The sequence below is a fragment of the Pseudomonas sp. GW823-FHT01D03 genome (assembly GCF_058798255.1).
The window spans coordinates 4,971,891-4,995,790 of the sequence record NZ_JBXAKK010000001.1 but is presented as its reverse complement, the minus strand read 5'-3'; the positions used below and the strand labels follow the sequence as shown (position 1 = coordinate 4,995,790).

At 59.7% G+C, this 23,900-nt stretch carries 21 protein-coding genes and 2 pseudogenes; 13 read left to right on the top strand and 10 right to left on the bottom strand.

Annotation, left to right across the window (positions count from 1 at the left end):
* Positions 1-8: 8 nt before the first annotated feature.
* Together AC1RBR_RS22015 and AC1RBR_RS22010 are read right to left on the bottom strand one after the other, a co-directional pair.
* Positions 9-3,110: a multidrug efflux RND transporter permease subunit gene (locus AC1RBR_RS22015; protein ID WP_115984425.1), complete on the bottom strand. Its 3,102-nt coding sequence runs from the start codon at positions 3,108-3,110 to the stop codon at positions 9-11.
* Complete coding sequence (locus AC1RBR_RS22010; protein WP_492566598.1) at positions 3,107-4,267, bottom strand: efflux RND transporter periplasmic adaptor subunit; 1,161 nt, start codon at positions 4,265-4,267, stop codon at positions 3,107-3,109. Before AC1RBR_RS22010 ends, AC1RBR_RS22015 begins: the two co-directional genes overlap by 4 nt.
* A gap of 1,027 nt (positions 4,268-5,294) precedes the next feature.
* Between AC1RBR_RS22010 and AC1RBR_RS22005 the strand changes: the two genes are divergently transcribed.
* The 4 genes and pseudogenes from AC1RBR_RS22005 (at position 5,295) to AC1RBR_RS21990 (ending at position 7,946) form a co-directional block, all read left to right on the top strand.
* Positions 5,295-5,657, top strand: coding sequence for a DUF6124 family protein (locus tag AC1RBR_RS22005; RefSeq protein WP_095136865.1), 363 nt, complete (start codon positions 5,295-5,297; stop codon positions 5,655-5,657).
* A 310-nt stretch (positions 5,658-5,967) separates the two neighbouring features.
* Positions 5,968-6,207, top strand: a complete 240-nt coding sequence (locus AC1RBR_RS22000; RefSeq protein WP_047296393.1) for a hypothetical protein — start codon at positions 5,968-5,970, stop codon at positions 6,205-6,207.
* A gap of 149 nt (positions 6,208-6,356) precedes the next feature.
* Positions 6,357-6,638 (top strand): annotated as a pseudogene (locus tag AC1RBR_RS21995) (PAS domain-containing protein); the annotation flags it as partial.
* A 204-nt stretch (positions 6,639-6,842) separates the two neighbouring features.
* Positions 6,843-7,946, top strand: a complete 1,104-nt coding sequence (locus AC1RBR_RS21990) for a methyl-accepting chemotaxis protein (protein WP_492567265.1) — start codon at positions 6,843-6,845, stop codon at positions 7,944-7,946.
* Positions 7,947-8,086: 140 nt separating this feature from the next.
* Here the strand turns inward: AC1RBR_RS21990 and AC1RBR_RS21985 are convergent, their stop codons facing one another.
* The 5 genes from AC1RBR_RS21985 to norR form a co-directional block, all read right to left on the bottom strand.
* Positions 8,087-8,836 carry a YkgJ family cysteine cluster protein gene (locus AC1RBR_RS21985; RefSeq protein WP_492566596.1) on the bottom strand — a complete coding sequence of 250 codons (750 nt, stop codon included), beginning with the start codon at positions 8,834-8,836 and terminating at the stop codon, positions 8,087-8,089.
* Between the two features lie 86 nt (positions 8,837-8,922).
* Complete coding sequence (locus AC1RBR_RS21980; RefSeq protein ID WP_492566594.1) at positions 8,923-9,246, bottom strand: hypothetical protein; 324 nt, start codon at positions 9,244-9,246, stop codon at positions 8,923-8,925.
* Between the two features lie 148 nt (positions 9,247-9,394).
* Positions 9,395-9,853: a GNAT family N-acetyltransferase gene (locus tag AC1RBR_RS21975; protein WP_492566592.1), complete on the bottom strand. Its 459-nt coding sequence runs from the start codon at positions 9,851-9,853 to the stop codon at positions 9,395-9,397.
* A 27-nt stretch (positions 9,854-9,880) separates the two neighbouring features.
* Complete coding sequence (locus AC1RBR_RS21970) at positions 9,881-10,783, bottom strand: chemotaxis protein CheV (protein ID WP_007968390.1); 903 nt, start codon at positions 10,781-10,783, stop codon at positions 9,881-9,883.
* 261 nt (positions 10,784-11,044) lie between these two features.
* The gene (norR, locus tag AC1RBR_RS21965) at positions 11,045-12,595 is read right to left on the bottom strand and encodes a nitric oxide reductase transcriptional regulator NorR (protein ID WP_492566590.1); all 1,551 of its coding nucleotides are present in this window, start codon (positions 12,593-12,595) and stop codon (positions 11,045-11,047) included.
* A gap of 162 nt (positions 12,596-12,757) precedes the next feature.
* Here norR and hmpA point away from each other — a divergent pair, with 162 nt between their 5' ends.
* From hmpA to AC1RBR_RS21920, 9 genes and pseudogenes are all read left to right on the top strand, one after another.
* Positions 12,758-13,939, top strand: a complete 1,182-nt coding sequence (gene hmpA, locus AC1RBR_RS21960) for an NO-inducible flavohemoprotein (RefSeq protein ID WP_253151705.1) — start codon at positions 12,758-12,760, stop codon at positions 13,937-13,939.
* Positions 13,940-14,266: 327 nt separating this feature from the next.
* Positions 14,267-14,509, top strand: a pseudogene (locus tag AC1RBR_RS21955) (ester cyclase); the annotation flags it as partial.
* 25 nt (positions 14,510-14,534) lie between these two features.
* Positions 14,535-15,044 (top strand): disulfide bond formation protein B, encoded by a 510-nt coding sequence (locus tag AC1RBR_RS21950; RefSeq protein ID WP_025109264.1) that lies wholly within the window; start codon positions 14,535-14,537, stop codon positions 15,042-15,044.
* An 826-nt stretch (positions 15,045-15,870) separates the two neighbouring features.
* Positions 15,871-16,812: a ubiquinol oxidase subunit II gene (gene cyoA / locus AC1RBR_RS21945; RefSeq protein ID WP_027612162.1), complete on the top strand. Its 942-nt coding sequence runs from the start codon at positions 15,871-15,873 to the stop codon at positions 16,810-16,812.
* A 3-nt stretch (positions 16,813-16,815) separates the two neighbouring features.
* Entirely contained in the window at positions 16,816-18,843 is a 2,028-nt protein-coding gene (cyoB, locus tag AC1RBR_RS21940) for a cytochrome o ubiquinol oxidase subunit I (protein ID WP_492566587.1), read from the top strand.
* 3 nt (positions 18,844-18,846) lie between these two features.
* The gene (gene cyoC, locus AC1RBR_RS21935; protein ID WP_003227982.1) at positions 18,847-19,470 is read left to right on the top strand and encodes a cytochrome o ubiquinol oxidase subunit III; all 624 of its coding nucleotides are present in this window, start codon (positions 18,847-18,849) and stop codon (positions 19,468-19,470) included.
* A complete protein-coding gene (gene cyoD, locus AC1RBR_RS21930) occupies positions 19,470-19,805 on the top strand; it encodes a cytochrome o ubiquinol oxidase subunit IV (protein WP_041071757.1) in 336 nt (111 codons plus the stop codon). The genes cyoC and cyoD overlap by 1 nt, the downstream gene beginning before the upstream one ends.
* A 10-nt stretch (positions 19,806-19,815) precedes the next feature.
* A complete protein-coding gene (gene cyoE / locus AC1RBR_RS21925) occupies positions 19,816-20,703 on the top strand; it encodes a heme o synthase (protein WP_003227980.1) in 888 nt (295 codons plus the stop codon).
* A gap of 406 nt (positions 20,704-21,109) precedes the next feature.
* Positions 21,110-21,601 (top strand): RidA family protein, encoded by a 492-nt coding sequence (locus AC1RBR_RS21920; protein ID WP_492566585.1) that lies wholly within the window; start codon positions 21,110-21,112, stop codon positions 21,599-21,601.
* A gap of 67 nt (positions 21,602-21,668) precedes the next feature.
* On the opposite strand, the gene AC1RBR_RS21915 is transcribed toward AC1RBR_RS21920, so the two are convergent.
* The 3 genes from AC1RBR_RS21915 to AC1RBR_RS21905 all read right to left on the bottom strand — a co-directional run bounded on the left by AC1RBR_RS21915 (position 21,669) and on the right by AC1RBR_RS21905 (position 23,894).
* Entirely contained in the window at positions 21,669-22,370 is a 702-nt protein-coding gene (locus tag AC1RBR_RS21915) for a hypothetical protein (protein WP_492566583.1), read from the bottom strand.
* A 158-nt stretch (positions 22,371-22,528) separates the two neighbouring features.
* A complete protein-coding gene (locus AC1RBR_RS21910; RefSeq protein WP_456017888.1) occupies positions 22,529-22,933 on the bottom strand; it encodes a GNAT family N-acetyltransferase in 405 nt (134 codons plus the stop codon).
* A 55-nt stretch (positions 22,934-22,988) separates the two neighbouring features.
* Complete coding sequence (locus AC1RBR_RS21905) at positions 22,989-23,894, bottom strand: LysR family transcriptional regulator (protein ID WP_047599263.1); 906 nt, start codon at positions 23,892-23,894, stop codon at positions 22,989-22,991.
* Positions 23,895-23,900 lie beyond the last annotated feature (6 nt).

Genomic DNA, 23,900 nt, shown 5'->3' with positions numbered 1-23,900 from the left:
ACCCTGCCTCAGTCTGTGGTCGCCAGTGCCGTCGTGGGCATTGGTTTGGGCCTGTGAAATAGCCGCTCAAGCCACAAGTATATGACCGGCGTGGTAAACAGCGTCAGCATCTGGCTGACCAGCAAGCCGCCCACCACCGCGATTCCCAGCGGTTGGCGCAGTTCGGCGCCGGTGCCGTAACCGAGCATCAGCGGCAACGCACCGAGCAGGGCGGCGAGGGTGGTCATGATGATCGGCCGGAACCGCGTCAGACACGCTTCGAAAATCGCATCCTGCGGCGCCAGTCCACGATTGCGCTGGGCTTCCAGCGCAAAGTCGATCATCAGGATGCCGTTCTTCTTGACGATACCGATCAGCAACACCAGCCCGATCAACGCCATGATCGAAAAGTCCTGACCGCAGATCCACAGCATGATCACCGCACCAAGACCGGCCGCCGGCAGGGTCGAGATGATCGTCAGCGGATGCACGAAGCTCTCGTACAGCACGCCGAGAATGATGTACACCGCCACCAGCGCCGCGAGAATCAGCCACGGCTGACTGGCCAGCGAACTCTGGAATGCCTGCGCCGCGCCCTGGAAATTGCCGCTGATCGCGGTGGGCATGCCGATCTCGGCCTTGGCCTGATTGAGCAGGATCACCGCGTCGCCCAACGCCACGCCGGGCGCCAGGTTGAACGACAGGTTGGCGGCCGGGAACATGCCGTCATGGGCAATCGACAGCGGGCCGATGGTCGGCGCATCGAATTTGGCCAGCGCCGACAGCGGCACCATCTCGCCACTCAGCGGCGAGCGCAGATAGAAATAGTTGAGGCTTTCGGCCTTGCCGCGCTGCTTGGTGTCCAGCTCGAGAATCACGTTGTACTGATTGACCTGGGTCTGGAACTCATTGATCTGGCGCTGACCGAACGCATCGTACAGCGCTTCGTCGACATCACTGGCGGTCAGGCCGAAACGCGCGGCGGCACTGCGGTCGATGCTGATGTGGGTGATGCTGCCGCCCAGTTGCAGGTCGTTGGAAATATCGCGGAACGCCGGGTTGCTGCGCAGTTTTTCCGTGAGGCGTTGCGTCCATGTGGCGAGGGTCGCGCCGTCGTTGCTCTTGAGCACGTATTGATACTGCGCGCGGCTCGGGCCGGAGCTGAGGTTGATGTCCTGGCCGGCGCGCAGGTACAGGACGATGCCCGGGACTTTCATCAATTGCGGACGAATCCGGTCGATGAACTGGCTGGCCGAGACGTCGCGGTCACCGCGTTTTTTCAGGGCGATCCAGAAGCGCCCATTGGCGATGGTCTGGTTGCTGCCGGACACACCGACCGAGTGCGAAAACGCCTGAACGGCCGGATCGGCGGCGACGATTTCGGCCATCGCCAGGTGTTTTTTCACCATGTCGCCGTAGGAAATATCCGCAGCGGCTTCGGTGGTGCCGAGGACGAAACCGGTGTCCTGCACCGGGAAGAAACCTTTGGGGATAAAGATGTAACCGGCAATGGCCAAAGCGAGGGACAAACCGAACACGCCGATCATCAGTTTCTGGTGGGCGAGGGCGCGGCGCAGACCTTTTTCGTACCAGCCGAGCAGGCGTTCGCTGAAGCCCGGTTTGTCGTGGGCGTGATGCACCGGTTTGCGCATGAACAGCGCGGCCAGCGTCGGCGCGAGGGTCAACGACACCACCACCGAAATCAAAATGGTCGAGGTCGCCGTCAGGGCGAATTCCTTGAATAGCCGCCCGACCACGCCGCCCATGAACAGCAGCGGAATGAACGCCGCCACCAGCGAGAAACTGATCGAAACCACGGTGAAGCCGATCTCGCCGGCACCTTTGATCGCCGCCTCGCGCATGTCGTCGCCGGCCTCAAGGTGTCGGTGGATGTTCTCCACTACGACAATCGCATCGTCCACGACAAACCCCACGGCCACGACAATCGCTACCAGCGTCAGGTTGTTCAGACTGAACCCGAGAAGGTACATCAAAGCGAAACTGGCGATCAGCGATACGCCGAGCACCGCTGAAACAATCAGGGTTGCCGACAACTGGCGCAGGAACAGCGCCATCACCGCCACCACCAACAGGATCGCGATCAACAGGGTGATCTCGACTTCATGCAACGAGGCGCGGATGGTCTGGGTGCGGTCGATCAGGGTTTTCACCTGCACCGAGGCCGGGAGCATGGCTTCGAGGCCGGGCAGGGCGGCTTGAATGCGGTCGACGGTTTCGACAATGTTGGCGCCAGGTTGCCGCGAAATCACCAGGTTCACCCCGGGTCGATCACCGGCCCAGGCCTGAACGTAGGCATCTTCCGAACCGTTAACGACTTTGGCGACATCGCGCAGGTGAACCGGGGCGCCGTCCTTGTAGGAAACGATGAGTTGGCTGTAGTCCTCGGGATGGAACAACTGGTCGTTGGTCGACAGCGTCGAGATGCTCGATTCGCCGTATAACGCACCTTTGGCGAGGTTGAGGCTGGTCTGCTGGATCGCCAGACGAATATCGGCCAGGGTCAGGCCGATCGCCGCCAGTTTGTCGGCCGAGGCTTGCACGCGAATCGCCGGACGTTGCTGACCGGTGATGTTAATCTGGCCTACACCGTCGATCTGACTGATCTGACGCGAGAGCAGGGTTTCCACCAGGTCGCTGAGTTCGGTGCCGGGCATTTGCGTCGAGCTGACGCTGAGGATCAGCACCGGGCTGTCGGCCGGGTTGACCTTCTTCCACGTTGGCAGGGTCGGCATGTCCTTGGGCAGTTTGCCGGCAGCGGTGTTGATCGCCGCCTGGACTTCCTGGGCGGCGGTATCGATGCTCTTGTCGAGGGTGAATTGCAGGGTCAGCAGACTGGAGCCGAGCGCGCTGCTGGAAGTCATCTGGGTCATGCCGGGGATGGCGCTGAATTGCACCTCCAGCGGCGTGGCCACGGACGAGGCCATGGTGTCGGGGCTGGCGCCGGGCAACTGCGCCGAGACCTGAATTGTCGGAAATTCCGCTTCCGGCAGTGGGGCGATCGGCAGGCGCGGGAAGGCAATCACGCCGACCAGCACCAATGCGATGGTCAGCAGAATCGTCGCGACCGGGTGATCGATGCACCAGGTGGAGACGCCTTTGTGCGCCTTCATGGTTTCGGCTCCGCTTGCACCACCTGTGGCGGCTCGCTCATGACCTGCACGGTCGAGCCGGGTTTGAGCCGCGACTGGCCGTCAGTCACCAGCACGTCGCCGGCCTTCACACCTTTGATGATGTCCTGGCCGCTGCCCTGATAGACCATCTGCACTTGTACGGCTTCGACTTTGTCGCCATTCACGCGGTAAACGAAGTGTTGATCGAGACCGCGCTGTACGACGGTGGGCGGCACCACCAGCGCATTTTTATCCAGTGCCGTCTGAATTTTTACCGTCACCAGCAGGCCCGGCCAGAGCTTCTGGCTGGCGTTGTCGAATTCGGCCTTGGCGCGGATGGTGCCGGTGTTGGCGTTGATCTGGTTGTCGATCAGGGTCAGGTGACCTTCGCCGAGCAGGTTGCCGGTTTCGCCGTCGGTGTCGGCGCCGATGTAGGCCTTGACCTGTGCGTGCTGCGGATCGTTGATCAGGCCCTGCAGGGTCGGCAGCATTTGCTGCGGCAGGGAGAACTCCACGGCAATCGGGTCGATCTGGGTCACGGTGAACAGGCCGGCGGTGTCGGTCATGCGCAGGAAGTTGCCTTCATCGACTGTACGAATACCGACGCGGCCGGTGACCGGGGAGCGAATCTGCGTGTAGGAAAGTTGTACTTGCGCCGCGTCGATTGCGGCCTGGTTGCCTTGGGCGGTGGCTTTGAGTTGGTTGACCAGTGCTTGTTGCTGGTCGTAGGTCTGCTTGGAGACGCCGTCGTCGACGCTGAGCAGTTTGTAGCGTTTGAGGTTGACCAGGGCGACTTGCAGTTGCGCCTGGCTTTCGCCCAGTTGTGCGCGGGCCTGGTCGAGGCTGGCGCGGATCGAGCGGTCGTCGATGGTGGCGAGCAGGTCGCCTGCTTTGACGAGTTGGCCTTCCTTGACGAGGATTTTGGTGAGGATGCCGTCTATTTGTGGGCGTACTACGACGCTGTGTAATGAGAGTACGGAGCCGATGCCGGTGGTGTAGCGGGGGACGTCTTTTTCGCTGACCGCGATCACTCGCACGGGGATGGCGGTGGGGGTGGCGAGTTTGGTCGGGGCGGGTTTCAGGGTGTACCACAGACCTGCGCCTGCGAGGACGATCAACAGGATGGCGAGCAGGGCTTTGTTCTTTTGGATTCGCATGCGGGGTGGGCGCCGGACGGAGTTTGGGCAGGGTTGATGTCTTTATAAACCTGTCTGCAGGTCAGTAGGGTGACGGCTAGCTGTCAGCGCTGTCAGTTTCGCCGGGGTGTATATCCGTTTCTGCGGGTGTGGCTGATTACGGTTCCGCCCTTACGGCGGGTCACTTTTTCCAGACGCCGAAAAAGTAACCAAAAAGGCTTGCTCCTGCGTTCGGCCCGCTCGCTGGGGCTCGGGGTCCCTTCGCTGCGGGATTGATCCGGGGGCAGCGCCTACGGTTTGCTTCGCTGCACCTCCTCTCGCTGTGTTTGGCTGCGCCAAACGGTCGCTGCGCTCCCACCCCCGGATCAATCCCTCCACTCAGCCTTCCGACGTCGCCCGTGGATCAAGATCAAGAGCGACAGCCGAGCTTGCGCTCATCCTGGAGTGGGGCGGCATGCGCCGCGTGCGGGTTGTACTTATCTTCCCTGTAGGAGCTGCCGGAGGCTGCGATCTTTTGATCTCGCTTTTGCTTTGCTCTTGTGTGGGAGCTGGCTTGCCAGCGATGGCGGCCTGACAGCCGACCAATCTCCAACTGACTCACCCAATCCCACTGTGGGAGCGGGCTTGCTCGCGAAGGCGGCCTGATAGCCGACCAATATTCAACTGAATGCACTCAATTCAATTGTGGGGAGCCAGCCTATCCGTCCCATGGTCTGAGGCTGTTTAATTCTGTGGCCAAATAACCAGAACCTTCCCACAAGGTTTTCAGGTTGTCCGTCGGAAGTGCGGTCTCTAGGCTTTGGTTGTCACCGCAAATCGGTGATCGGGTGTGAGAACCCGCTGAGAGGTTTTAATCAAGCGCCAGCCGCACCATAATCGCCGTCAGCTTATTTGCTGCCGACGATCTTCTATGGCGGCTGTGTGCGGGCGGACTTCGGTTCGGCCGGGTTGATCTCTTACCGGTTTCTCACTCCGCACATAGCTGCCACCTCTTCGTCGCGTGAGAACGACAGAGATGGCTTTAATCAGATGATTAGAGATCAATTCAATGTCGAAACCCGTACCCGATCCTCCCGTAGAAACCACAACCCCGCTCGCCGAAGCCATCCGCGCTGAAGACCTCGCCAAAAACCGCGAAGCCATCAAACGCGCGCTCGATTTCTACCTCAGTCCACAACCCGCCCAGCCGCGACAGCCAAGCACCATGTTTCTGGTCAACCCAGGCATCGACACCGAAACCCTGCTCGCCCACGCTTACGAATCGTTGGCCTCTGCCAGTGCCATGGCCAGCAATTTCGCCAATGAACTCGGCGGTCCGCAACGCAGCACGGCGTTGGCGATCCAGCAGATCGTCATGCTCGCCGAACTGGCGGTGAACCGGGCGCTGGATCGGGTTGATCCACGCACTTGATTCGTCCGAGCGCCGTGTCATCGTTCATCGCGAGCAGGCTCACTCCCACAGAAAAGCGCACTCCACCTGTGGGAGCGAGCTTGCTCGCGAAGGCGTTTGTGCGGGCGACGCATCTCTGCCGGCTATTGTTGTTAGCCGGTCCCAAAAAGGGACCGATCATTCCCAATTTGGCAAACATTGCACCATCACCTACTTCTAAACCGTTCGGCGCGCGCTGCAAATCTTCAGGTGCTGTCGGAAGGCGCGCAGGTATACTGCGCGCCTTCGCGGCTCACTGTTCGGGCCGGACTTTTTGCTTTGCGGAGCTTTTATGACTTCCCCGATCCAACCGCCGGTTGACGACGCCGTGAGCGATGTCCCGGCCGAGCTGACTGACGCCAGCGAGACCAAACCCGAGATTCCGGCTTTCAAGTTCCCGTTCAAACCGGGTGAACTGGCGGCTGCCAAGGGTTCGAATCAGCCCTGGTACAAGAACGGCGCCAAGAATGGCCACACCAAGACCCCGGGCATGGCGCCGCCGGGCACCCGTCGCTCGATGGGCAAGCGCTGAGTTTCATCCCGCCTTCAGCCATCGACTGCGATTTTCGGTCGCAGTGATGGCTAAGTGCTCAGATCCTGAGCCAGATCAATATTTGACCAATTGGTGCGCTTAGAGTCAGCAGCCCTGCCGACTCTTCCCATAAAACGAGCGCGCTTTCCATGAAGATCAATCTCCCGGTAACCGGCCGTAACGTCGATGTGGCGCCGGACGCGAACATTCTTTCGACCACCGATCTGACCAGCGCGATCACCTACGCCAACGATGACTTCATCAGAATAAGCGGTTATAGCCGCAACGAATTGCTCGGCACACCACACAACCTGTTGCGCCATCCGGACATGCCGGCGCAGGCGTTTGCGCACATGTGGCAGACGCTCAAGCGCGGGCGTTCGTGGATGGGGCTGGTGAAGAATCGTTGCAAGAATGGCGATCATTATTGGGTCAGCGCCTATGTCACGCCGGTTACGCAGAGCGGCGTGGCGGTGGAGTACCAGTCGGTACGCACCCGGCCGGATGCACGGCAGGTGGCGGCGGCGGAGCGGGTGTACGCGCAGTTGCGCGGAGAAATGAAGGGGCGGCGGCCGCTGCCCACGTTAGGCCTGCGCGGCAGGATCACGGCGTTGGCCAGTGCGTTGCTGGGGCTGGTGTTGGGGATCGAGGCCTTGTTGCGTCCGGAGTCGGCATGGATCGATGGGCTGGCATTTGTTGTCGGCAGCAGTCTCTGCGCGTTGGGCGTGCGCTGGATCTTGCGGCCGCTGGAACGCCTGACCGAGCGCGCGCGGCAGATCGCGGACAATCCCTTGAGCCAGAGCATCTATACCGGGCGCCGCGATGAGTTCGGCCAGATCGAGTTTGCCCTGCAGATGCTCGAAGCGCAGGTCGGCGCGGTGGTCGGGCGTATCGGCGATGCGTCGCAACAGTTGGCCGGGCACGCGGCGCAACTGGTCGATCATCTGCAAAGCAGTCACAACAGTTCGCTGGCGCAGCAGGCGGAGACCGATCAGGTGGCGGCGGCGATTCATCAGATGGCCGCCAGCGTCGCGCAAGTTGCCAGCCATGCGCAGCAGGCCTCGGTGGCGGCGGACATGGCCGGTACGGAAACCCGTGAAGGGCATTGGCTGGTCGGTGAAAGTCGCAGTGCGGTGTTGCGTCTGGCCGAGGAGTTGCGGCGGGCGACCGAGGTGATTCATCAGCTCGAAGGCCACAGCAGCGAGATTTCCGGGGTGCTGGAGGTGATCCGCAGCATCGCCGAGCAGACCAATCTGCTGGCGCTCAACGCAGCGATCGAAGCGGCGCGTGCTGGCGATGCCGGGCGCGGCTTTGCGGTGGTGGCCGATGAAGTACGTGGGCTGGCGCAGCGCACGCAGCAGTCGACCAACGAGATCCAGCGGATGATCAGCACCCTGCAAAACGGTGCACGGGACGCCGTGCTGGTGATGCAGCAGAGCAGCGAGCATGTGGATAACAGCGTCGAACAGGCACAGCGCGCGGCGCGGGCGTTGGACGGGATCAGTGAGCGGGTCGAGCAGATCACCGAGATGAGCCTGCAGATCGCCGCGGCGGTGGAGCAGCAGAGCGCGGTGAGCGAAGACATCAACCGCAATATCGTCAGCATTCGCACGGCGTCCGAATTGACGGTGGATGAGGGGCGGCAGAGTCAGCGCAATTCTGAAGATGTGGCGGGGCTGGCGGGGGATTTGCGGTTGCTGGCGCGGGAGTTCTGGGGGCGGCGGCAGGTTCGGGATTGAGGTTGTCTGGGTCGGCCTCTTCGGGAGCAAGCCCCCTCCCACAGGTTTGTGAGTTGATCATTTATTCTGTGTACAACTCAAAACCCTGTGGGAGGGGGCTTGCTCCCGAAGGGGCGATTGCAGGCAGTACAGAATCCGGATCAAGCCGCCCGCAGCGAAATGAATGCATACGTCTGCGCCGGCTCCGTCACCACCAGTGCCCCGGCCGCCACCAACTGCCCGGCCACATCATCCCCGGACAAATGAAACAGCCATTCGCTGGACGCTTCACTCAGCGGCTGTGCTGAAACCTGATCGATCACGGCCGCAAAAGCGTCCATCTGCGGCAAATACGCGGTAAACCCGTCGCCCTTGAGCGCCGTGGTGCGAATCCCCAGCGCGGCGCAGATCGCATCCTTGATGCGGATGTCATCGCGATCAGCCTGGCGCGAGCGCTGGATCAGCTCCAGCAGTTCCTGATCGACCAACTCCCCACCGACAATCAGCAGCGGCCCCTGTTGCCACGACTCTGGCGGGCAATCCTTGGCCGCAGGATTGAGCGGGATGTGCGGATTGATTTCTGCCGGATAAATCCTGCACACCAACGGCCGGCGTTCGTAGATGCGGCACAGGTTTTCTTCGTCAAGATTCCGGCAGCGCCCGACGTTGTACGCGGCGAAGGTGATGGCCACGTGGGCCTCGGTCGTGCCGCTGCGTACCACCAGCGAGCGCCGTTCGGCGTGTTCTCGCTGCTGCGCCGGCAGGCCCAGGCCGTTGCCGAGAAACGCCTCCACCAGCACGATCACCTGACCGCCATCAGTCGCCCACATGCGGGCTTCGGCGAGGGTCAGGGGCACATGGTGGTCGGTGCAGCATTTGCCGCAACCGACGCAGGAAAAGGTCGTATTCATTGCACGATCAATCTTCAATCAGAGTGTGAAACGGCGACGTAAAGTCGTCAGGCTGGGGCTGATCGAAGCAAGTTGTGCGCCAGCCTTCAAGGCTTGTTGGTGGGGCGGATCGAGTCCCATTCGGTGACGAACGCGGTTTTCGACTTTTTGCTGTACAGGCATAGCTCAGTGCCTTGCTGGCCTTTCATGTGTTTTTGCGGGTATTGGCCTTGCAGCAGCACGGCGGTGTAGCCGACGCGGTCATCGAATTGCGCGGGGCTGCCGACGGGTTTGGCGTCTTTCAGGCCGCTGGCCTTGGTGCAGCTGGCGAGCACGGTTTTGTCGTAGGCAGCCCAGGCGTCGGGGCTGGAGGCGTGGGCCTGGGAGGCCAGGGCGGTGAGGCAGAGCAGGCTCAGGGAGAGGGCTTTCATCGTGGGCGTCCTTGGACGTGGGTGGCCAAGGTTGGAGTATGTCAGGGGTGAAAAGTTGTCAGTGATGGCCTCATCGCGAGCAGGCTCACTCCTACATTTTGGAATGCGTTTCCCCTGTAGGAGTGAGCCTGCTCGCGATGACGGACTTTCAGTCCGGTACCAACTCCCGGCGAACCACAATCATCCCGGCGCTTTCATACAAACGCTGCGCCCGCAGGTTATCTTCCAGCACCTTCAGATCGACAAAACCTTCACGGCGTTGCTGAAACACCTTGAACGCATTCAGCAACAGCGCTCGACCCAGTCCACGACCCTGAGCGCGCGGATGCACCACCAGATTCTTGATGTATGAACTGGTCCAGCATTGCGCCACGCCGATCAGGCCTTCGTTATCGCGGGCGATAAAGCACAATTCAGGATCGTATTCGGCATCGCTCTCGAAGCGCTGCTGCCATTCCTCCAGTGCCGGTACGCGGCCGCCACCCTCGCGGTAGCCGAGTTGCATCAGCTGATGCACGGCCGCAGCGAGTTCCGGACGATAAGTGCTCAGCTCAATGCCTTCCGGCCAGTGGATCGGCGGCACGCCTTCGCGAAGGTCGCGCCGCATCAAAAAACAGTACGTCTGGCCCAAAACTCAGTGACCGTTGGCGGCGACGTGTTTGGCCGCTTCGATCAGGCGCTGGGTCAGTTCCGGCGAGGAGAACTTGGTCAGCACCGCGTTGGCCCCGGCCAGGCGCGCTTTCTCGCTGTTCATCGCGCTGTCGAGCGAGGTGTGCAGCAGCACGTAGAGGTGGGCGAAGTCTGGCGTCTCGCGCAGGGTGCGGGTGAAGGCGTAGCCGTCCATCTCGGACATTTCGATGTCGGAGACGATCAGGTTGATCTGTTGCGCGGTGCCTTGCAGATCCAGCAGGCAGTCGATGGCTTCCTTGGCACTGCGCGCAGTGTGGCATTGCAGGCCGAGGTTACGCAGGGTGTGCACCGATTGCTGCAACGCCACCTGGCTGTCGTCGACCACCAGAATCCGTGCGTTGCCCAGTACCTCGGCGTCTTCCATGCTCAGGTCGGTCGGGGCCATTTCGATCTGCGCCGGGGCGATGCTGTGGATGACTTTCTCGATGTCGAGCACTTGTACCAGCGTGCCGTCGACCGAGGTCACACCAGTGATGTAGGCGCGCGAACCGCCGGAGCCGAACGGCGGCGGCTTGATGTCGGTGGTCAGGCAATGGACGATTTTGCTCACCGCCTGCACATGCAGGCCCTGCTTCGAACGGCTGACATCGGTGACGATCAGACAGCCGCCGTTCGGGTCTTCCAGTGGTCGCTCGCCGATGGCACGGCTGAGGTCGATCACCGACAGCGACGCACCGCGCAGGGTGGCGATGCCTTTGATGTGCGGGTGCGACTCGGGCATTTTCGTCAGCGGCGGGCAGGGGATGATTTCACTGACTTTCAGCAGGTTGATCGCCATCAGCTTGCCGCTGCGCAAGGTAAACAGCAGAAGCGAAAGTGAATCTGCGCGGGCTTTGGTGGAAGACATATAAACCTTCTGTGGAAAAAGGTGATGGGCGAGGGTGCAAATCGCCAGAAACTATTGATGCCGGGTTATCGACTTGTCGGGGGCAGGCTTTAGGCTCAATCCTCAATCCGGGTCAAACGGTGTGGCGAGGGAGCTTGCTCCCGCTGGAGTGCGAAGCGCTCCCATAACCATCCATCGCGGTGTATCAGGTTGGTCATGTCCGCTGCTTTTGCGACTGCTGCGCAGCCGAGCGGGAGCAAGCTCCCTCGCCACAATGGAGGTCTATCTCATCCCAAGGCGTTTAGCCATCCGCCCAAGATTCGCCCGATCCAGCCCCAACTCCCGCGCCGCGCTGGCCCAGTTATCCTGGTTACGCTCAAGCGCAGCACTGATCAACTGCCGCTGATATTGCTCGGTCGCGCTGCGCAAATCGCCGCTGATCAACGGCATCGCGGGCACCTCGGCAACCGGCTCCACCGAGTTATCCACAGCCTCACGCGGCAGATCCAGATCCGCCGCGCTCAAACTGAGAATCTTCGGCCTTACCTTGCAATTGCCCAGCGCCTTCAGTGCGCTGCGGCCGATCAAGTGTTCCAGCTCGCGCACGTTGCCCGGCCAAGTGTAGGCGAGCAACGCGTCCTGGGCGTCGCTGCTCAGGCGCAGGCTGTTAAGGCCCATGCGCGAGCGGTTCTGTTCCAGAAAGAAGCCGCTGAGCAGCAACACATCGCGGCCGCGATCGCGCAGCGCCGGGACTCGCAGCGGGTACACGCTCAAGCGGTGATAGAAGTCCGCGCGGTAGCGGCCGCTGCGCACTTCTTCGGCCAGATCGCGGTTGGTCGCGGCGATCAGGCGCACATCGACCTGATGTTCCTTGTCCGAGCCGAGCCGCTGCAACTGGCCGCTTTGCAGCACGCGCAGCAACTTGGCCTGTACGGTCAGCGACAGTTCGCCGACTTCATCGAGAAACAGCGTGCCGCCATTGGCCAGTTCGAACTTGCCGCGGCGGTCGCTGGTGGCGCCGGTGAAGGCGCCGCGCACGTGGCCGAACAGTTCGCTTTCGACCAACGTATCGGGCAGAGCGGCGCAGTTGAGACTGATGATCGGTTTGTCGGCGCGCGGGGAGGCGGCGTGGATCGCTTGCGCCACCAGTTCCTTGCCGACCCCTGTTTCGCCGGTGATCAGCACGGTCAGGTCGCTGCCGCCGACCAGATTGATTTCCTCCACCAGCCGTTTGTGCGCCTTGCTCTGGCCGATCATTTCGCGCTGCTGACCGCTGGCCTGGCGGTAGACCTCGGCGCGCTGGTGCTCGTCTTCGGCACGCAGTGCCAGGCGTTCGATGCGTTCGGCGGCGTTGACCGTGGCCGAGGCGAGGCTGGCGAACGCTTGCAGGGCGTCGAGTTCGATTGGTTCAAAACGCTCCGGATCGAGCGCGTCGAGGGTGATCAGGCCCCAGAGTTTTTCATCGACGAACAGCGGACAGCCGAGACAGTCATGTACCTCGAGGTGATCGCCCAGACCATCGACCAAACCGTCGTAAGGATCCGGCAAGTCGCTGTCGGCGGCGAACCGCGTTGGCCCGGCGCCGTCCAGCAGGATCTCGAAGCGTGGATGCTCGCTGACCTTGAAGCGCCGGCCGAGGGTGTCGGTACTCAAGCCATCCACCGCCAGCGGCACCAGCCATTCGCCGTCCAGGCGCAGCAGTGCGGCGGCATCGCACGGCAGCAGGGCGCGCATGGCTTCGAGCAGGCGTCGATAGCGCTCGCCCTCGGGCAGTTCGCGGGACAGGTCGGAGACCAATGGCAGTAGAGCGGTGAGCAAGGACTTGGCGGTCATGGTCTTGTAGTCAAAGAGACTCGATGTAGTCGCGATGACTATAAAGCGCTTCAGGTCTAAATGACTACTTAAAAAACAAGCTATTGATTTATAACGATAATTAATCTGGCACGAAAACTGATAAGCCTAAGGTAATTCTCAAGAAGCTCAGGAGTCACTCTTATGCTTAGCGTCCAGGATCGTGCCATTATCAAATCCACTGTGCCGCTGCTGGAAAGCGGTGGTGAAGCGCTGATCACCCACTTTTACCGCATGATGCTCTCTGAATACCCTGAGGTTCGCCCGCTGTTCAACCAGGCGCACCAGGCCAGTGGCGACCAGCCACGTGCATTGGCCAACGGTGTATTGATGTACGCCCGACACATCGATCAGCTCGACCAGTTGGGCGATCTGGTGGCGAAGATCATCAACAAGCACGTCGCCCTGCAAATCCTCCCGGAGCACTACCCGATTGTCGGCACCTGCCTGCTGCGTGCCATCTCAGAAGTGCTCGGCGACGAAATCGCTACGCCGGAAGTGATGAGCGCATGGGGCGCGGCGTATGGGCAACTGGCCGAAATCCTGATTGGCGCTGAAGCCGCGATCTACGACCAGAAAGAACAAGCGGTCGGCGGCTGGCGTGGCGCGCGGGAGTTCATCGTGGTGGACAAGGTCGAGGAGAGCGCGGAAATCATTTCGTTCTACTTCGAGCCGGCGGACAAAGGTCCGATCCTTGCTGCAGAACCGGGTCAGTACATCGGCATGAAGCTGATCCTCGATGGCGAAGAAATCCGCCGCAATTACTCGCTGTCGGCACTGGCCAATAAAGGTCAGTACCGCATCAGCGTCAAACGCGAACCGGGTGGCCGTGCGTCCAACCACTTGCATGATCAATTGCACGTCGGCGCAAGCATCCAGCTGTTCCCGCCATCAGGCGAGTTCACCCTGACTGAGAGCGACAAGCCGTTGGTGCTGATCAGTGGCGGGGTCGGCATCACGCCAACTTTGGCGATGCTTGAAGCGGCGCTGCAAACCGAGCGCCCGGTGCACTTTATCCACTGCGCGCGCAATGGCAGCGTGCATGCGTTCCGCGACTGGATCGATGGGCTGGCGGCGCGTCATCCGCAGCTCAAGCGCTTTTATTGCTACGCCGAAGACGACGGCGTTAGTCCGGCGGCGGACAAAGTCGGGATCCTCAGCCAAGAGCAATTGGGTGAATGGCTGCCGGCGCAACGTGACGTCGATGCTTACTTCCTCGGGCCGAAGGGCTTCATGGGAGCGATCAAGCGGCATTTGAAGGCGCTGGGTGTGCCGGAGCAGCAGAGCCGGTATGAGTTCTTCGGGCCGGCTGCTGCTTTGGAATAATCCAGAACTGGGTTGCCTTCATTCGCGAGCAAGCCCGCTCCCACAGGATTTGTGTTCAATGCAGATCCAATGTGGGAGCGGGCTTGCTCGCGAAGGCCGTTACGCGGTCTCGATTCTTAAATTCTGTTTAAAGGTTAATCGTTTCTTAACCGGTTTATCGTTTATTCCCCGATGCTGATGATAGGCGCTCGTTCGCTTGACTGATCAGGATCGCACCCATGTCGCACATCATCTTCTCCTCTCGTTCGAACCTGGCAATGCTTGGCTTGTCGGCCAGCTTTGCTGGCCAGTCCGTTTGCTTCGGCCGAATCGGCGTTGATCGCACCGGTGCCGGACCTGAGCTGCGAGATCGAGCAAATGATCATTGCCGGTGACCGCGTGGTGGTGCATCTGCACTTTCGCGGACATTTCAGCGGGACGTTCAAGACTCTCAAAGGACAGGGCCAGCGTGTAGACTTCCGGGCAACCGATATCTATCAGATCGACAACGGTCGCATCGCGGCCAATTGGCATATCGAAGACAACATCAGCCTGCTGGCGCAACTGCAAGCGCAGCCGCCAGCCAGCTGAACCATGGACATACAAGGGAAACGCGATGAGCGAGGAAACGATTCGACTGGGACGTGAGCGGCGCTTTCTGGTGCTGCTGGGCATCATCTGCCTGGCGTTGATTGGTGGCGCGCTGTACATGCAGATCGTGCTGGGCGAAGCGCCATGCCCGCTGTGCATCCTGCAGCGTTATGCATTGCTGCTGATTGCGCTGTTCGCGTTTATTGGCGCGGCGATGCGCACCCGCCGCAGCATCACGGTGTTCGAAGTGCTGGTGGTGATCTGCGCAATCGCCGGTGCCGGTGTCGCCGGGCATCATGTGTACACCCAGTTCTATCCGGCGGTGAGCTGCGGCATCGATGTGTTGCAGCCGATTGTCGATGACCTGCCGCTGGCGAAGATCTTCCCGCTGGGCTTCCAGGTCGACGGTTTCTGCTCGACGCCGTACCCGCCGATCCTCGGCCTTTCGCTGGCGCAATGGGCGCTGGTGGCGTTCGTGCTGGTGGTGATCCTGGTGCCGCTGCTGACCTCGCGTAACCGAAAAGCACTGCGCTGAATCAACTCTTCGGCAGATTGGCCGATACAGAAAACGCCCCGATTTGCGTATCAGCCGATCGGGGCGTTTTGCATTTCAGAGTGATTGTGAAATCACCGTGACGAACGGCAATGGAGAGTGCGGCAGATGTGCGACATGTTGTCACACGCGCCCTGTCGCAGGGGCTTTCGGCGACCCGGATTGGCGTAATGTTACAAAAAAGGATTGGTCTGTTTCGGCGTTTTTCTGGTTTTGCACGCAGGTGCCAGATCAGGCAGTTTTAACAGGCTCTGGCAGATGGCCAGAGGCCTTTGAATATCGGGCTTTGCGCCGATTCGCTGCCGGGAAAATCCCTTCGGAGCTGTCTGAACTGAGGTGTATAGGCCTACATTTTTTGGTGTTTTTGTTGAGAATCGATTTCGATAACATGCGGAACTTTTGCAAAAACGGTGATGGATTGTTGCTCTGAGCGATAAAAATTATTTCGGGATAAGACATGGTGTATAGGGCGCTACCTATCTACAATCGCCCGCACTGAATTCCCGGCACTGTTCAGCCTTTATTAAGGAACTGGACAGGAAGTCGGGTGTCGAGCGGGCCGAAAGGCTTTTGCGACACCCAGGTGTCGGTGCCTTCCAACTTTCCGCACCAAATGGAATTGGTCTGTAACAAGGCCTTTGACCACGAATTCGAATAAGAACTGACCGCTGTCCCAAGGTTTTGTCGAGCGTCTGACGCGCGACGGGCGGCCCTTATTCAATCCAAAGAAAATGCCAACCCTTGGCAGGGTGAAGTGTTGGCGATCAAAACCCAACTGCATTGCGCAAGCTGCTTTAGAGGTCGTGAGATGAGTAAAAACAGGTACCCCAGATTACTAGGCCTAGTGCCGCTGCTCGGCACGTTGTTGCTGGGAGGCTGCAACATGACCCTGCTCAATCCAACGGGCCAGGTCGGCCTGGAACAGCGCAACCTGATCATCACCGCCACGCTGCTGATGCTGTTGGTCGTTGTGCCGGTTATCGTCATGACCTTCCTGTTCGCCTGGAAGTACCGCGCGTCCAACAAGGATGCCGTCTACACCCCGAAATGGTCGCACTCGACCAAAATCGAAGTGGCGGTCTGGACCATCCCGGTTCTGATCATCATCGCCCTGGGTTACATCACCTACATTTCGACCCACAAACTGGACCCGTACCGTCCGATTGAATCCGACGTCAAGCCGGTGACCATCGAAGTCGTTGCACTGGACTGGAAGTGGCTGTTCATCTATCCGGAACAAGGCATTGCCACGGTCAACAAGATCGTGTTCCCGGCGCACACCCCGGTCAACTTCCGGATCACCTCCGACGCCGTGATGAACTCGTTCTTCATCCCGGGCCTGGGCGGCCAGATCTACGCGATGGCGGGCATGACCACCAAGCTGCACCTGATCGCTGACCGCAACGCTGAAATGGACGGTATCTCCGCCAACTACAGCGGCGCTGGTTTCACCGGTATGAAATTCAAAGCGATCGCAACTTCTCAGGAAGATTTCGACGCCTGGGTAAGTGAAGTCAAAAAGGCACCTAAACAGCTTGAACAAGCTGAATACGCAGCCCTTGCCAAGCCAAGCCAGAACAATCCAGTCGAGCTCTACTCCTCGGTCACGCCGAACCTGTTCCAGACCATCGTCGACAAGTACGAAGGCATGAAACCGGGCAAGCCGCTGAAGCACGAGAAGAAAGAGAAAGAAGTGGCGGCAACGGACATGGACTCGAATTCGCATTCAGCTGCCGGGGCAGAGGAGTAAACGATGTTTGGTAAATTAAGTTGGGAAGCGATCCCTTTCCACGAGCCGATCGTGATGGTCACCATCTCGATGATCGCGCTCGGTGGTCTGGCGTTGTTCGCTGCAATCACCTACTTCAAGAAGTGGACCTACTTGTGGACCGAGTGGCTGACGTCGGTCGACCACAAGAAAATCGGTGTGATGTACATCATCGTTGCCATGGTCATGCTGCTGCGTGGCTTTGCCGACGCCATCATGATGCGTACCCAGCTGGCCATGGCCACCGAGGGTTCGCCTGGCTACCTGCCGCCTGAACACTATGACCAGATCTTCACCGCTCACGGTGTGATCATGATCATCTTCATGGCGATGCCATTCTTCACCGGCCTGATGAACCTTGCAGTGCCGCTGCAGATCGGCGCGCGTGACGTTGCCTTCCCGTTCCTGAACTCCCTGAGCTTCTGGCTGCTGGTGTCCGGCGTTGTGCTGATCAACCTGTCCCTGGGCGTCGGCGAATTCGCCAAGACCGGCTGGGTTGCCTATCCACCGCTGTCGGGTCTGCAATACAGCCCTGGCGTGGGGATGGACTACTACATCTGGGCGCTACAGCTATCCGGGTTGGGTACGACGCTGACGGGGGTCAACTTCCTCGCTACCGTACTGAAAATGCGTACCCCTGGCATGAAACTGATGGACATGCCGATCTTCACCTGGACCTGCACCTGGGCCAACGTTCTGATCGTGGCTTCGTTCCCGATCCTGACCGCTACCCTGGCACTGCTGACCCTCGACCGTTACATGGATTTCCACATTTTCACCAATGAACTTGGTGGCAATCCAATGATGTACGTCAACCTGTTCTGGGCCTGGGGCCACCCTGAGGTTTACATCCTGATCCTGCCGGCATTCGGCATCTTCTCGGAAGTGATCTCGGCGTTCACCGGCAAGAAACTGTTCGGCCACCACTCGATGATCTACGCTTCGGGCGCGATCTCGGTACTGGGCTTCATGGTTTGGCTGCACCACTTCTTCACCATGGGTTCGGGTGCCAGCGTCAACGCCTTCTTCGGTCTGGCGACGATGCTGATTTCCATCCCGACGGGTGTGAAACTGTTCAACTGGCTGTTCACCATCTACCAGGGCCGTCTGCGCTTCACCAGCCAGGTTCTGTGGACTCTGGGCTTCATGGTGACCTTCGCCATCGGCGGCATGACCGGCGTACTGCTGGCCATCCCGGGTGCTGACTTCGTTCTGCACAACAGCCTGTTCGTGATTGCGCACTTCCACAACGTGATCATCGGCGGTGCGGTATTCGGTTACATCGCAGGTTTCGCGTTCTACTTCCCGAAAGCGTTCGGCTTCAAGCTGCACGAAGGCTGGGGTAAAGCAGCGTTCTGGTTCTGGATCTCGGGCTTCTTCGTCGCGTTCATGCCGCTCTACGTACTGGGCTTCATGGGCATGACCCGTCGTCTGAACGCCACCACCAACCCTGAGTGGGTACCGTACCTGTACGTTGCCATGTTCGGTGCGGTGATGATCGCTGTCGGTATCGCCTGCCAACTGATCCAGCTGTACGTCAGTGTGCGTGACCGCAATAAGCCAGAGAACATGTGCGAACACGGTGACCCGTGGAATGCCCACACTCTGGAATGGTCGACCTCGTCGCCACCTCCGTTCTACAACTTCGCTGTGCTGCCTAAGGCTGACTGCATCGACCCGTTCACCGAAGCCAAGGAAAACGGTACTGCGTACCAGGCTCCGGCCAAGTACGAGCCGATCCACATGCCGAACAACACCGCCACTGGCGTGGTGATGGGCGCACTGCTGACCGTCTTCGGTTTCGCGATGATCTGGCACATCTGGTGGTTGGCGATCGCCAGCCTGGCCGGCACTGTCATCTACTTCGTGATCCACGCCGCACGTGACGACCAGGGCTACATGGTTCCGGTTGAAACGATCGAGCGCATCGAAGCCGAGCAGCACAAGCGTCTGGTCGCGGCAGGGAAAATCCCGGCCAATGCCACCCGTGTAACCTCGTTGGAACAGGCTTAAACCATGTCGAACTTAGTGACCAATGTTGGACACGCCCATGGTGACCATGGGCACGATGACCATCACCACGACTCGGGCGAGATGACCGTATACGGTTTCTGGCTCTACCTGATGACCGACTGCATTCTGTTTGCGTCGATCTTCGCGGTGTACGCGGTACTGGTAAACAACGTCGCCGGTGGCCCGTCGGGCCACGACATCTTCGAACTGCCATACGTGCTGGGCGAAACCGCTCTGCTGTTGTTCAGCTCGATCACCTACGGCTTCGCCATGCTGGCGTTGTACAAAGGTAAAAAGCAGCAGGTTCTGGGCTGGTTGTTCATGACCTTCCTGCTCGGCGCAGGCTTCATCGCCATGGAGATCAACGAGTTTCACCTGCTGATCTCCGAGGGCTTCGGTCCTAGCCGTTCGGGCTTCCTGTCGGCGTTCTTCACCCTGGTCGGTACCCACGGTCTGCACGTATCCGCGGGTCTGATCTGGATGGGCATCATGATGTACCAGGTCAACAAGCACGGCCTGACGGCGACCAACAAGACCCGTCTGAGCTGCCTGAGCCTGTTCTGGCACTTCCTGGACGTGGTGTGGATCTGCGTATTCACCGTTGTTTACCTGATGGGGACCCTGTAATGGCTAATGCACACTCCCATGACAGCCATGATGCTGGCCACGGCAGCGTAAAGTCGTACGCCATCGGCTTCATCCTGTCGGTGATCCTGACCGTCATTCCGTTCGGCCTGGTGATGTACCCGACCTTGCCGAAATCCACCACGCTGGCAATCGTCCTGCTGTTCGCGGTAATCCAGGTGATCGTTCACCTGTACTACTTCCTGCACCTGGACCGTTCGATTGCACAACGTAACAACGTGATCGCGTTTGTCTTTACGGCCATCGTGATCCTGCTGCTGGTTGGCCTGTCGCTGTGGATCATGTTCAGCATCCACACGTACATGATGGCGAAGTGAGGTAGACCCGATGTCGCTCAAGCACTTTATCCAAATCACCAAACCGGGGATCATTTTCGGTAACGTGCTTTCTGTGGCAGGCGGGTTCTTCCTGGCCTCGAAAGGGCATGTAGATCTGGCGGTGTTCCTGGCCGCCATGATCGGCACATCCCTGGTTGTGGCCTCCGGTTGCGTGTTCAACAACTGCATCGACCGCGACATCGACCTGAAGATGGAACGCACCAAGAACCGGGTGCTGGTGCAGGGCTTGATCTCCCTGAAACTGGCCCTGGTCTACGCGACCATCCTTGGTGTTCTCGGCGTTGCCTTGTTGTACAAGGTGGCCAACCCGTTGGCCGCCCTGTTCGCAGTAATCGGCTTCATCATCTACGTCGGCTTCTACAGCCTGTACCTCAAGCGCAAGTCGGTTCACGGCACGCTGGTGGGCAGTCTGTCGGGCGCCATGCCGCCAGTGATCGGTTACGTTGCCGTAACCAACAGCTTCGACATGGCCGCACTGACCCTGCTGGTGATGTTCAGTCTGTGGCAGATGCCGCATTCCTACGCCATCGCGATCTTCCGTTTCAACGACTACCTGGCCGCATCGATTCCGGTGCTGCCCGTCAAGCGCGGAATCGAAGTGGCCAAGAAGCACATCCTGCTCTACATCCTGGCGTTCCTCGTGGCGACCTTGATGCTGACCTTCAGCGGTTACGCCGGCATGAGCTACCTCGCGGTCGCCGCGGCCATGGGCATGTACTGGCTGTACATGGCCTGGACCGGCTACAAGGCGGTGGATGACACGGTCTGGGCACGCAAGCTGTTCGTGTTCTCGATCTTCACCATCACCGCCCTGAGCGTCATGATGTCCCTGGACTTCAAGGTGCCGGCCGAGCTGCTGCTGACGTACGCGCCGTAAGGCTGGATGGCTTCACGAAAAACCCCGCACATTGAGAGATGTGCGGGGTTTTTTGTTGGGTGCTATTTAAGGTTGAGCGTGTCTTTGGGAAACGACTGTCTGCTTATAGAGAGATCTCCTACCTTCAGAAAACTTTTCATTAGTTAGGATCCCAGAGGCTATTTTCTAATGGGGCAGGTTTGGATGAAAAACCGCGATCTGTTTGCTGAGTTAATGCAGGGCGTCGCAGAGATGGCGGCACACCGTGAAAATGTGGCGAAGGATGCCTTAGCGGCCGGTTGCTATCACTTCGTGAAACACCTAGATTTGGATCCAACTATGTCGATGACCTGCCACAAATCGAATCTCCGGCAATCATCGGTCTTAACCTGCGGTTCTTCATGCACTGATCATAAGGCTGGGCGAAATGACTGAGAGGATGACTTGCGACGAGCGTTTTATTGCCCTGGCCCAAGAGCTGAACTACGACATCTATGGTGAGAACACCGCCGGCGGCAATTACGCGCCGCTGATCCGTCATCATGATGAGCTGTACATCAGCGGTATGGTGCCGCGCACTAATGGCAAGATTCAGTACCCGGGTCGCGTCGGGCTGGAACTGAACCTCAAGGATGCGCAAGCCGCCGCCAGCATCAGTGCCATGCGCTGCCTGGCGCTGATCGTCGATGCGGTGGGTTCGCTGGACAAGATTCGGGCGTTGTTGCGGGTCACGGTGTATGTGAAGTCGACTCCGGACTTCGTGGATCTGAGCGAAGTGGCCAACGGTGCATCGGATGTGTTCAGCCATGTGCTCGGCGATGCCGGTCGGCACACTCGCACTACGGTCGGTGTCTATCAGTTGCCGAAGAACGCCGCGATTGAAGTCGACATGATCGCGGCGGTACAGCCGGAAATCTGACCGGCGAACCGCCCAACAAAAAGCCCCGCCTGAATCTCAGAGCGGGGCTTTTTTGTCGGTGCCGGGATTACTGCGCGGCGATGCTGTAACCATCGAACGCGGTCTGCTGTTGTAGCGCTGTGATGATGTTCTTGCGGTTGATCGCGTGTTCGGTGCCAGCGTTGTCGACGAAGGTTTCGCCTTCCAGCTCGGCTTCTTCGCCTTCACCGACGAAGGTGAAACCGAGGAACTCCAGCGCTTCACGGTCAACGTTCAGGCGCGAACGCGGAGTGCGCAGCGGTAGGGTCACACTGCTGCCGTCCTTGCTGATGGTGAAGATTTCCAGTTCTTTCTTCTTGGCAGCCTTGCCCTTGCCGCCACTCGGGTTGCTGATCGACTGATGGGTCTGATTCAGCACCTTGAGGGCCAGGCCGTAAACGATTTCCTGGAACGCCGGATCGTCCTTGAAGCAGGACAGGATGCGGCCGATCGAGAACTTGCTGCTCAGGTCTTCGAGGGCGGCGAGGTCGGCGGCCTCGGCGTCTTTCAGCGCCTTGAGCTGGCCCATCAGCTCGTAGGCCTTGTCGTCATCGAAGCTGTCGTGCGCCTGACGGATCGCGGCGCGCAGCTCGCGGATCTGGTCGCTTTCGCGGGTCGACTGGAAAGCATCCAGCACCATCTCGCTGATGATTTTGGCTTGTGGAAGGTGTTGTGAAAGATTGATGGAGTTTTCGTATTCCGCTTTGGACGATTCGGTGACTACGGATTCAGCGGTGTTGAAATCGGACATTGAAATTTCACTACTTTTTTAACTTGAGTGGAGACGAGAAAGCGCGAGGTCTTTTTCAGGCCGGTTAATTTAGGGGAGCGGGGCGGCGTTGTCACGGACCAACCGGTCTGCCGGTCGAGTTTTCTATCGGCATCCACACATGAGCGGTATGCGCCTCGCTATTTCAGGCGCGGACGCTCCATGGCTATTACCGATGAGTGAAACCCCAGACTCGCAAAAAACGCATCCGCGCCTTCTCGTCCTGCCCGCAGCATCCAGGTGATTTCAGCGTTATCGCCCATGACGTGCTCGACGAGTGCGCGCCCGACGCCAGCGCGGCGGTGCTGGCCATCAACCACGACCATTGATAGATAACCGTTGGATAAACCATCGGTGATGCCCCGGGCGAAACCGATGATTTGCTCGCCGCTCAGTGCGACGGCAGTGCGTTGCGAGTTTTCGATCAGTTGAGCGAAGTAATCGCTGGAGCCTGTTCGGTGTCCCCAGCCATGTTGGCCGAGGAACAGCCGGACTGGCTCCACTTCAGCGCGCAGCAGATTACGTATGGTGATGTGGGTGTTCATAGTCTGACAGCGTCCTTGGTGGCAGTTATTCGAGCGTAGTTGATCGCGACCGGCGTCAGGCTCTGCCCCACGTCTGCATCGCGAATTCGACAAACCGACGCAGCTTCGGCAAACGATAACGATCCGGCGCATACAGCAGATGCAGGGGGCGGCTTGGGGGCTGGTAATCGGGGATTACCGTCACCAGTTTGCCGTCGCGCAGATCCTGTTCCACCAGCGCGTCCGGCAGCATGACGATGCCCATGCCGGTGCGTGCGGCCTGATGCAGGCCGGCAGAGGTGTTCATCAGCATCGGGCCGCTGACATCCACCAGAATCTCGCCGTCCGGGCCGCTGAGGCGCCAGCGTTTTTCCACCGATTGCCAGTCGTCGCCGGCAGGGTAGGCGAAGGACAGGCAGTCGTGTTGTTGCAGGTCTTCCGGGGTGATCGGCATGCCGCGTCGGGCGACGTAGGCCGGCGAGGCGCACACGGTCAGGGTGTAGTCGATCAGCGGCCGGGCGATCAGGTTCGACTGCTCGAAATGCCCTAGCCGAAATGCCACGTCGAGGCCGCTTTCCAGCAAGTCCGGTCGGCTGTTGGTCAGCACCACGTCCATCTTCACCTGCGGGTATTGCAGGGAAAATTCACTGAGCGCCGGGGCCAGGCGTTCGACGCCAAAAGTCAGCGGTGCGGTGATGCGCAGCAGGCCGCGCGGCTCGTCGAGGGCCTGTTCGGCCAAGCGCTCGGAGTCGGCCACCAGACCCAGAACGTCCAAACAGCGCTGGTAGTAAACGCTGCCGAATTCGGTCAGTCGCTGGCGGCGAGTAGTGCGCTGCAACAGTTGCACGCCGAGCCGTTGCTCCAAGGCGCGCAGGTGATTTCCGACCATGGTCGTGGACATTTCGCACTGCAACGCAGCTGCCGTCATGCTGCCCGCTTCCACGACCTTCACGTACACGCTCATTGCCTGCAACAGGTCCATTATCAA

Bases quoted from the DNA above. Each gene is read 5' to 3' on its own strand.
- AC1RBR_RS22015 (WP_115984425.1), bottom strand. From the start codon at position 3,110: ATGAAGGCGCACAAAGGCGTCTCCACCTGGTGCATCGATCACCCGGTC.
- AC1RBR_RS22010 (WP_492566598.1), bottom strand. From the start codon at position 4,267: ATGCGAATCCAAAAGAACAAAGCCCTGCTCGCCATCCTGTTGATCGTC.
- AC1RBR_RS22005 (WP_095136865.1), top strand. From the start codon at position 5,295: ATGTCGAAACCCGTACCCGATCCTCCCGTAGAAACCACAACCCCGCTC.
- AC1RBR_RS22000 (WP_047296393.1), top strand. From the start codon at position 5,968: ATGACTTCCCCGATCCAACCGCCGGTTGACGACGCCGTGAGCGATGTC.
- AC1RBR_RS21985 (WP_492566596.1), bottom strand. From the start codon at position 8,836: ATGAATACGACCTTTTCCTGCGTCGGTTGCGGCAAATGCTGCACCGAC.
- AC1RBR_RS21980 (WP_492566594.1), bottom strand. From the start codon at position 9,246: ATGAAAGCCCTCTCCCTGAGCCTGCTCTGCCTCACCGCCCTGGCCTCC.
- AC1RBR_RS21975 (WP_492566592.1), bottom strand. From the start codon at position 9,853: ATGCGGCGCGACCTTCGCGAAGGCGTGCCGCCGATCCACTGGCCGGAA.
- AC1RBR_RS21970 (WP_007968390.1), bottom strand. From the start codon at position 10,783: ATGTCTTCCACCAAAGCCCGCGCAGATTCACTTTCGCTTCTGCTGTTT.
- norR (WP_492566590.1), bottom strand. From the start codon at position 12,595: ATGACCGCCAAGTCCTTGCTCACCGCTCTACTGCCATTGGTCTCCGAC.
- hmpA (WP_253151705.1), top strand. From the start codon at position 12,758: ATGCTTAGCGTCCAGGATCGTGCCATTATCAAATCCACTGTGCCGCTG.
- AC1RBR_RS21950 (WP_025109264.1), top strand. From the start codon at position 14,535: ATGAGCGAGGAAACGATTCGACTGGGACGTGAGCGGCGCTTTCTGGTG.
- cyoA (WP_027612162.1), top strand. From the start codon at position 15,871: ATGAGTAAAAACAGGTACCCCAGATTACTAGGCCTAGTGCCGCTGCTC.
- cyoB (WP_492566587.1), top strand. From the start codon at position 16,816: ATGTTTGGTAAATTAAGTTGGGAAGCGATCCCTTTCCACGAGCCGATC.
- cyoC (WP_003227982.1), top strand. From the start codon at position 18,847: ATGTCGAACTTAGTGACCAATGTTGGACACGCCCATGGTGACCATGGG.
- cyoD (WP_041071757.1), top strand. From the start codon at position 19,470: ATGGCTAATGCACACTCCCATGACAGCCATGATGCTGGCCACGGCAGC.
- cyoE (WP_003227980.1), top strand. From the start codon at position 19,816: ATGTCGCTCAAGCACTTTATCCAAATCACCAAACCGGGGATCATTTTC.
- AC1RBR_RS21920 (WP_492566585.1), top strand. From the start codon at position 21,110: ATGACTGAGAGGATGACTTGCGACGAGCGTTTTATTGCCCTGGCCCAA.
- AC1RBR_RS21915 (WP_492566583.1), bottom strand. From the start codon at position 22,370: ATGTCCGATTTCAACACCGCTGAATCCGTAGTCACCGAATCGTCCAAA.
- AC1RBR_RS21910 (WP_456017888.1), bottom strand. From the start codon at position 22,933: ATGAACACCCACATCACCATACGTAATCTGCTGCGCGCTGAAGTGGAG.
- AC1RBR_RS21905 (WP_047599263.1), bottom strand. From the start codon at position 23,894: ATGGACCTGTTGCAGGCAATGAGCGTGTACGTGAAGGTCGTGGAAGCG.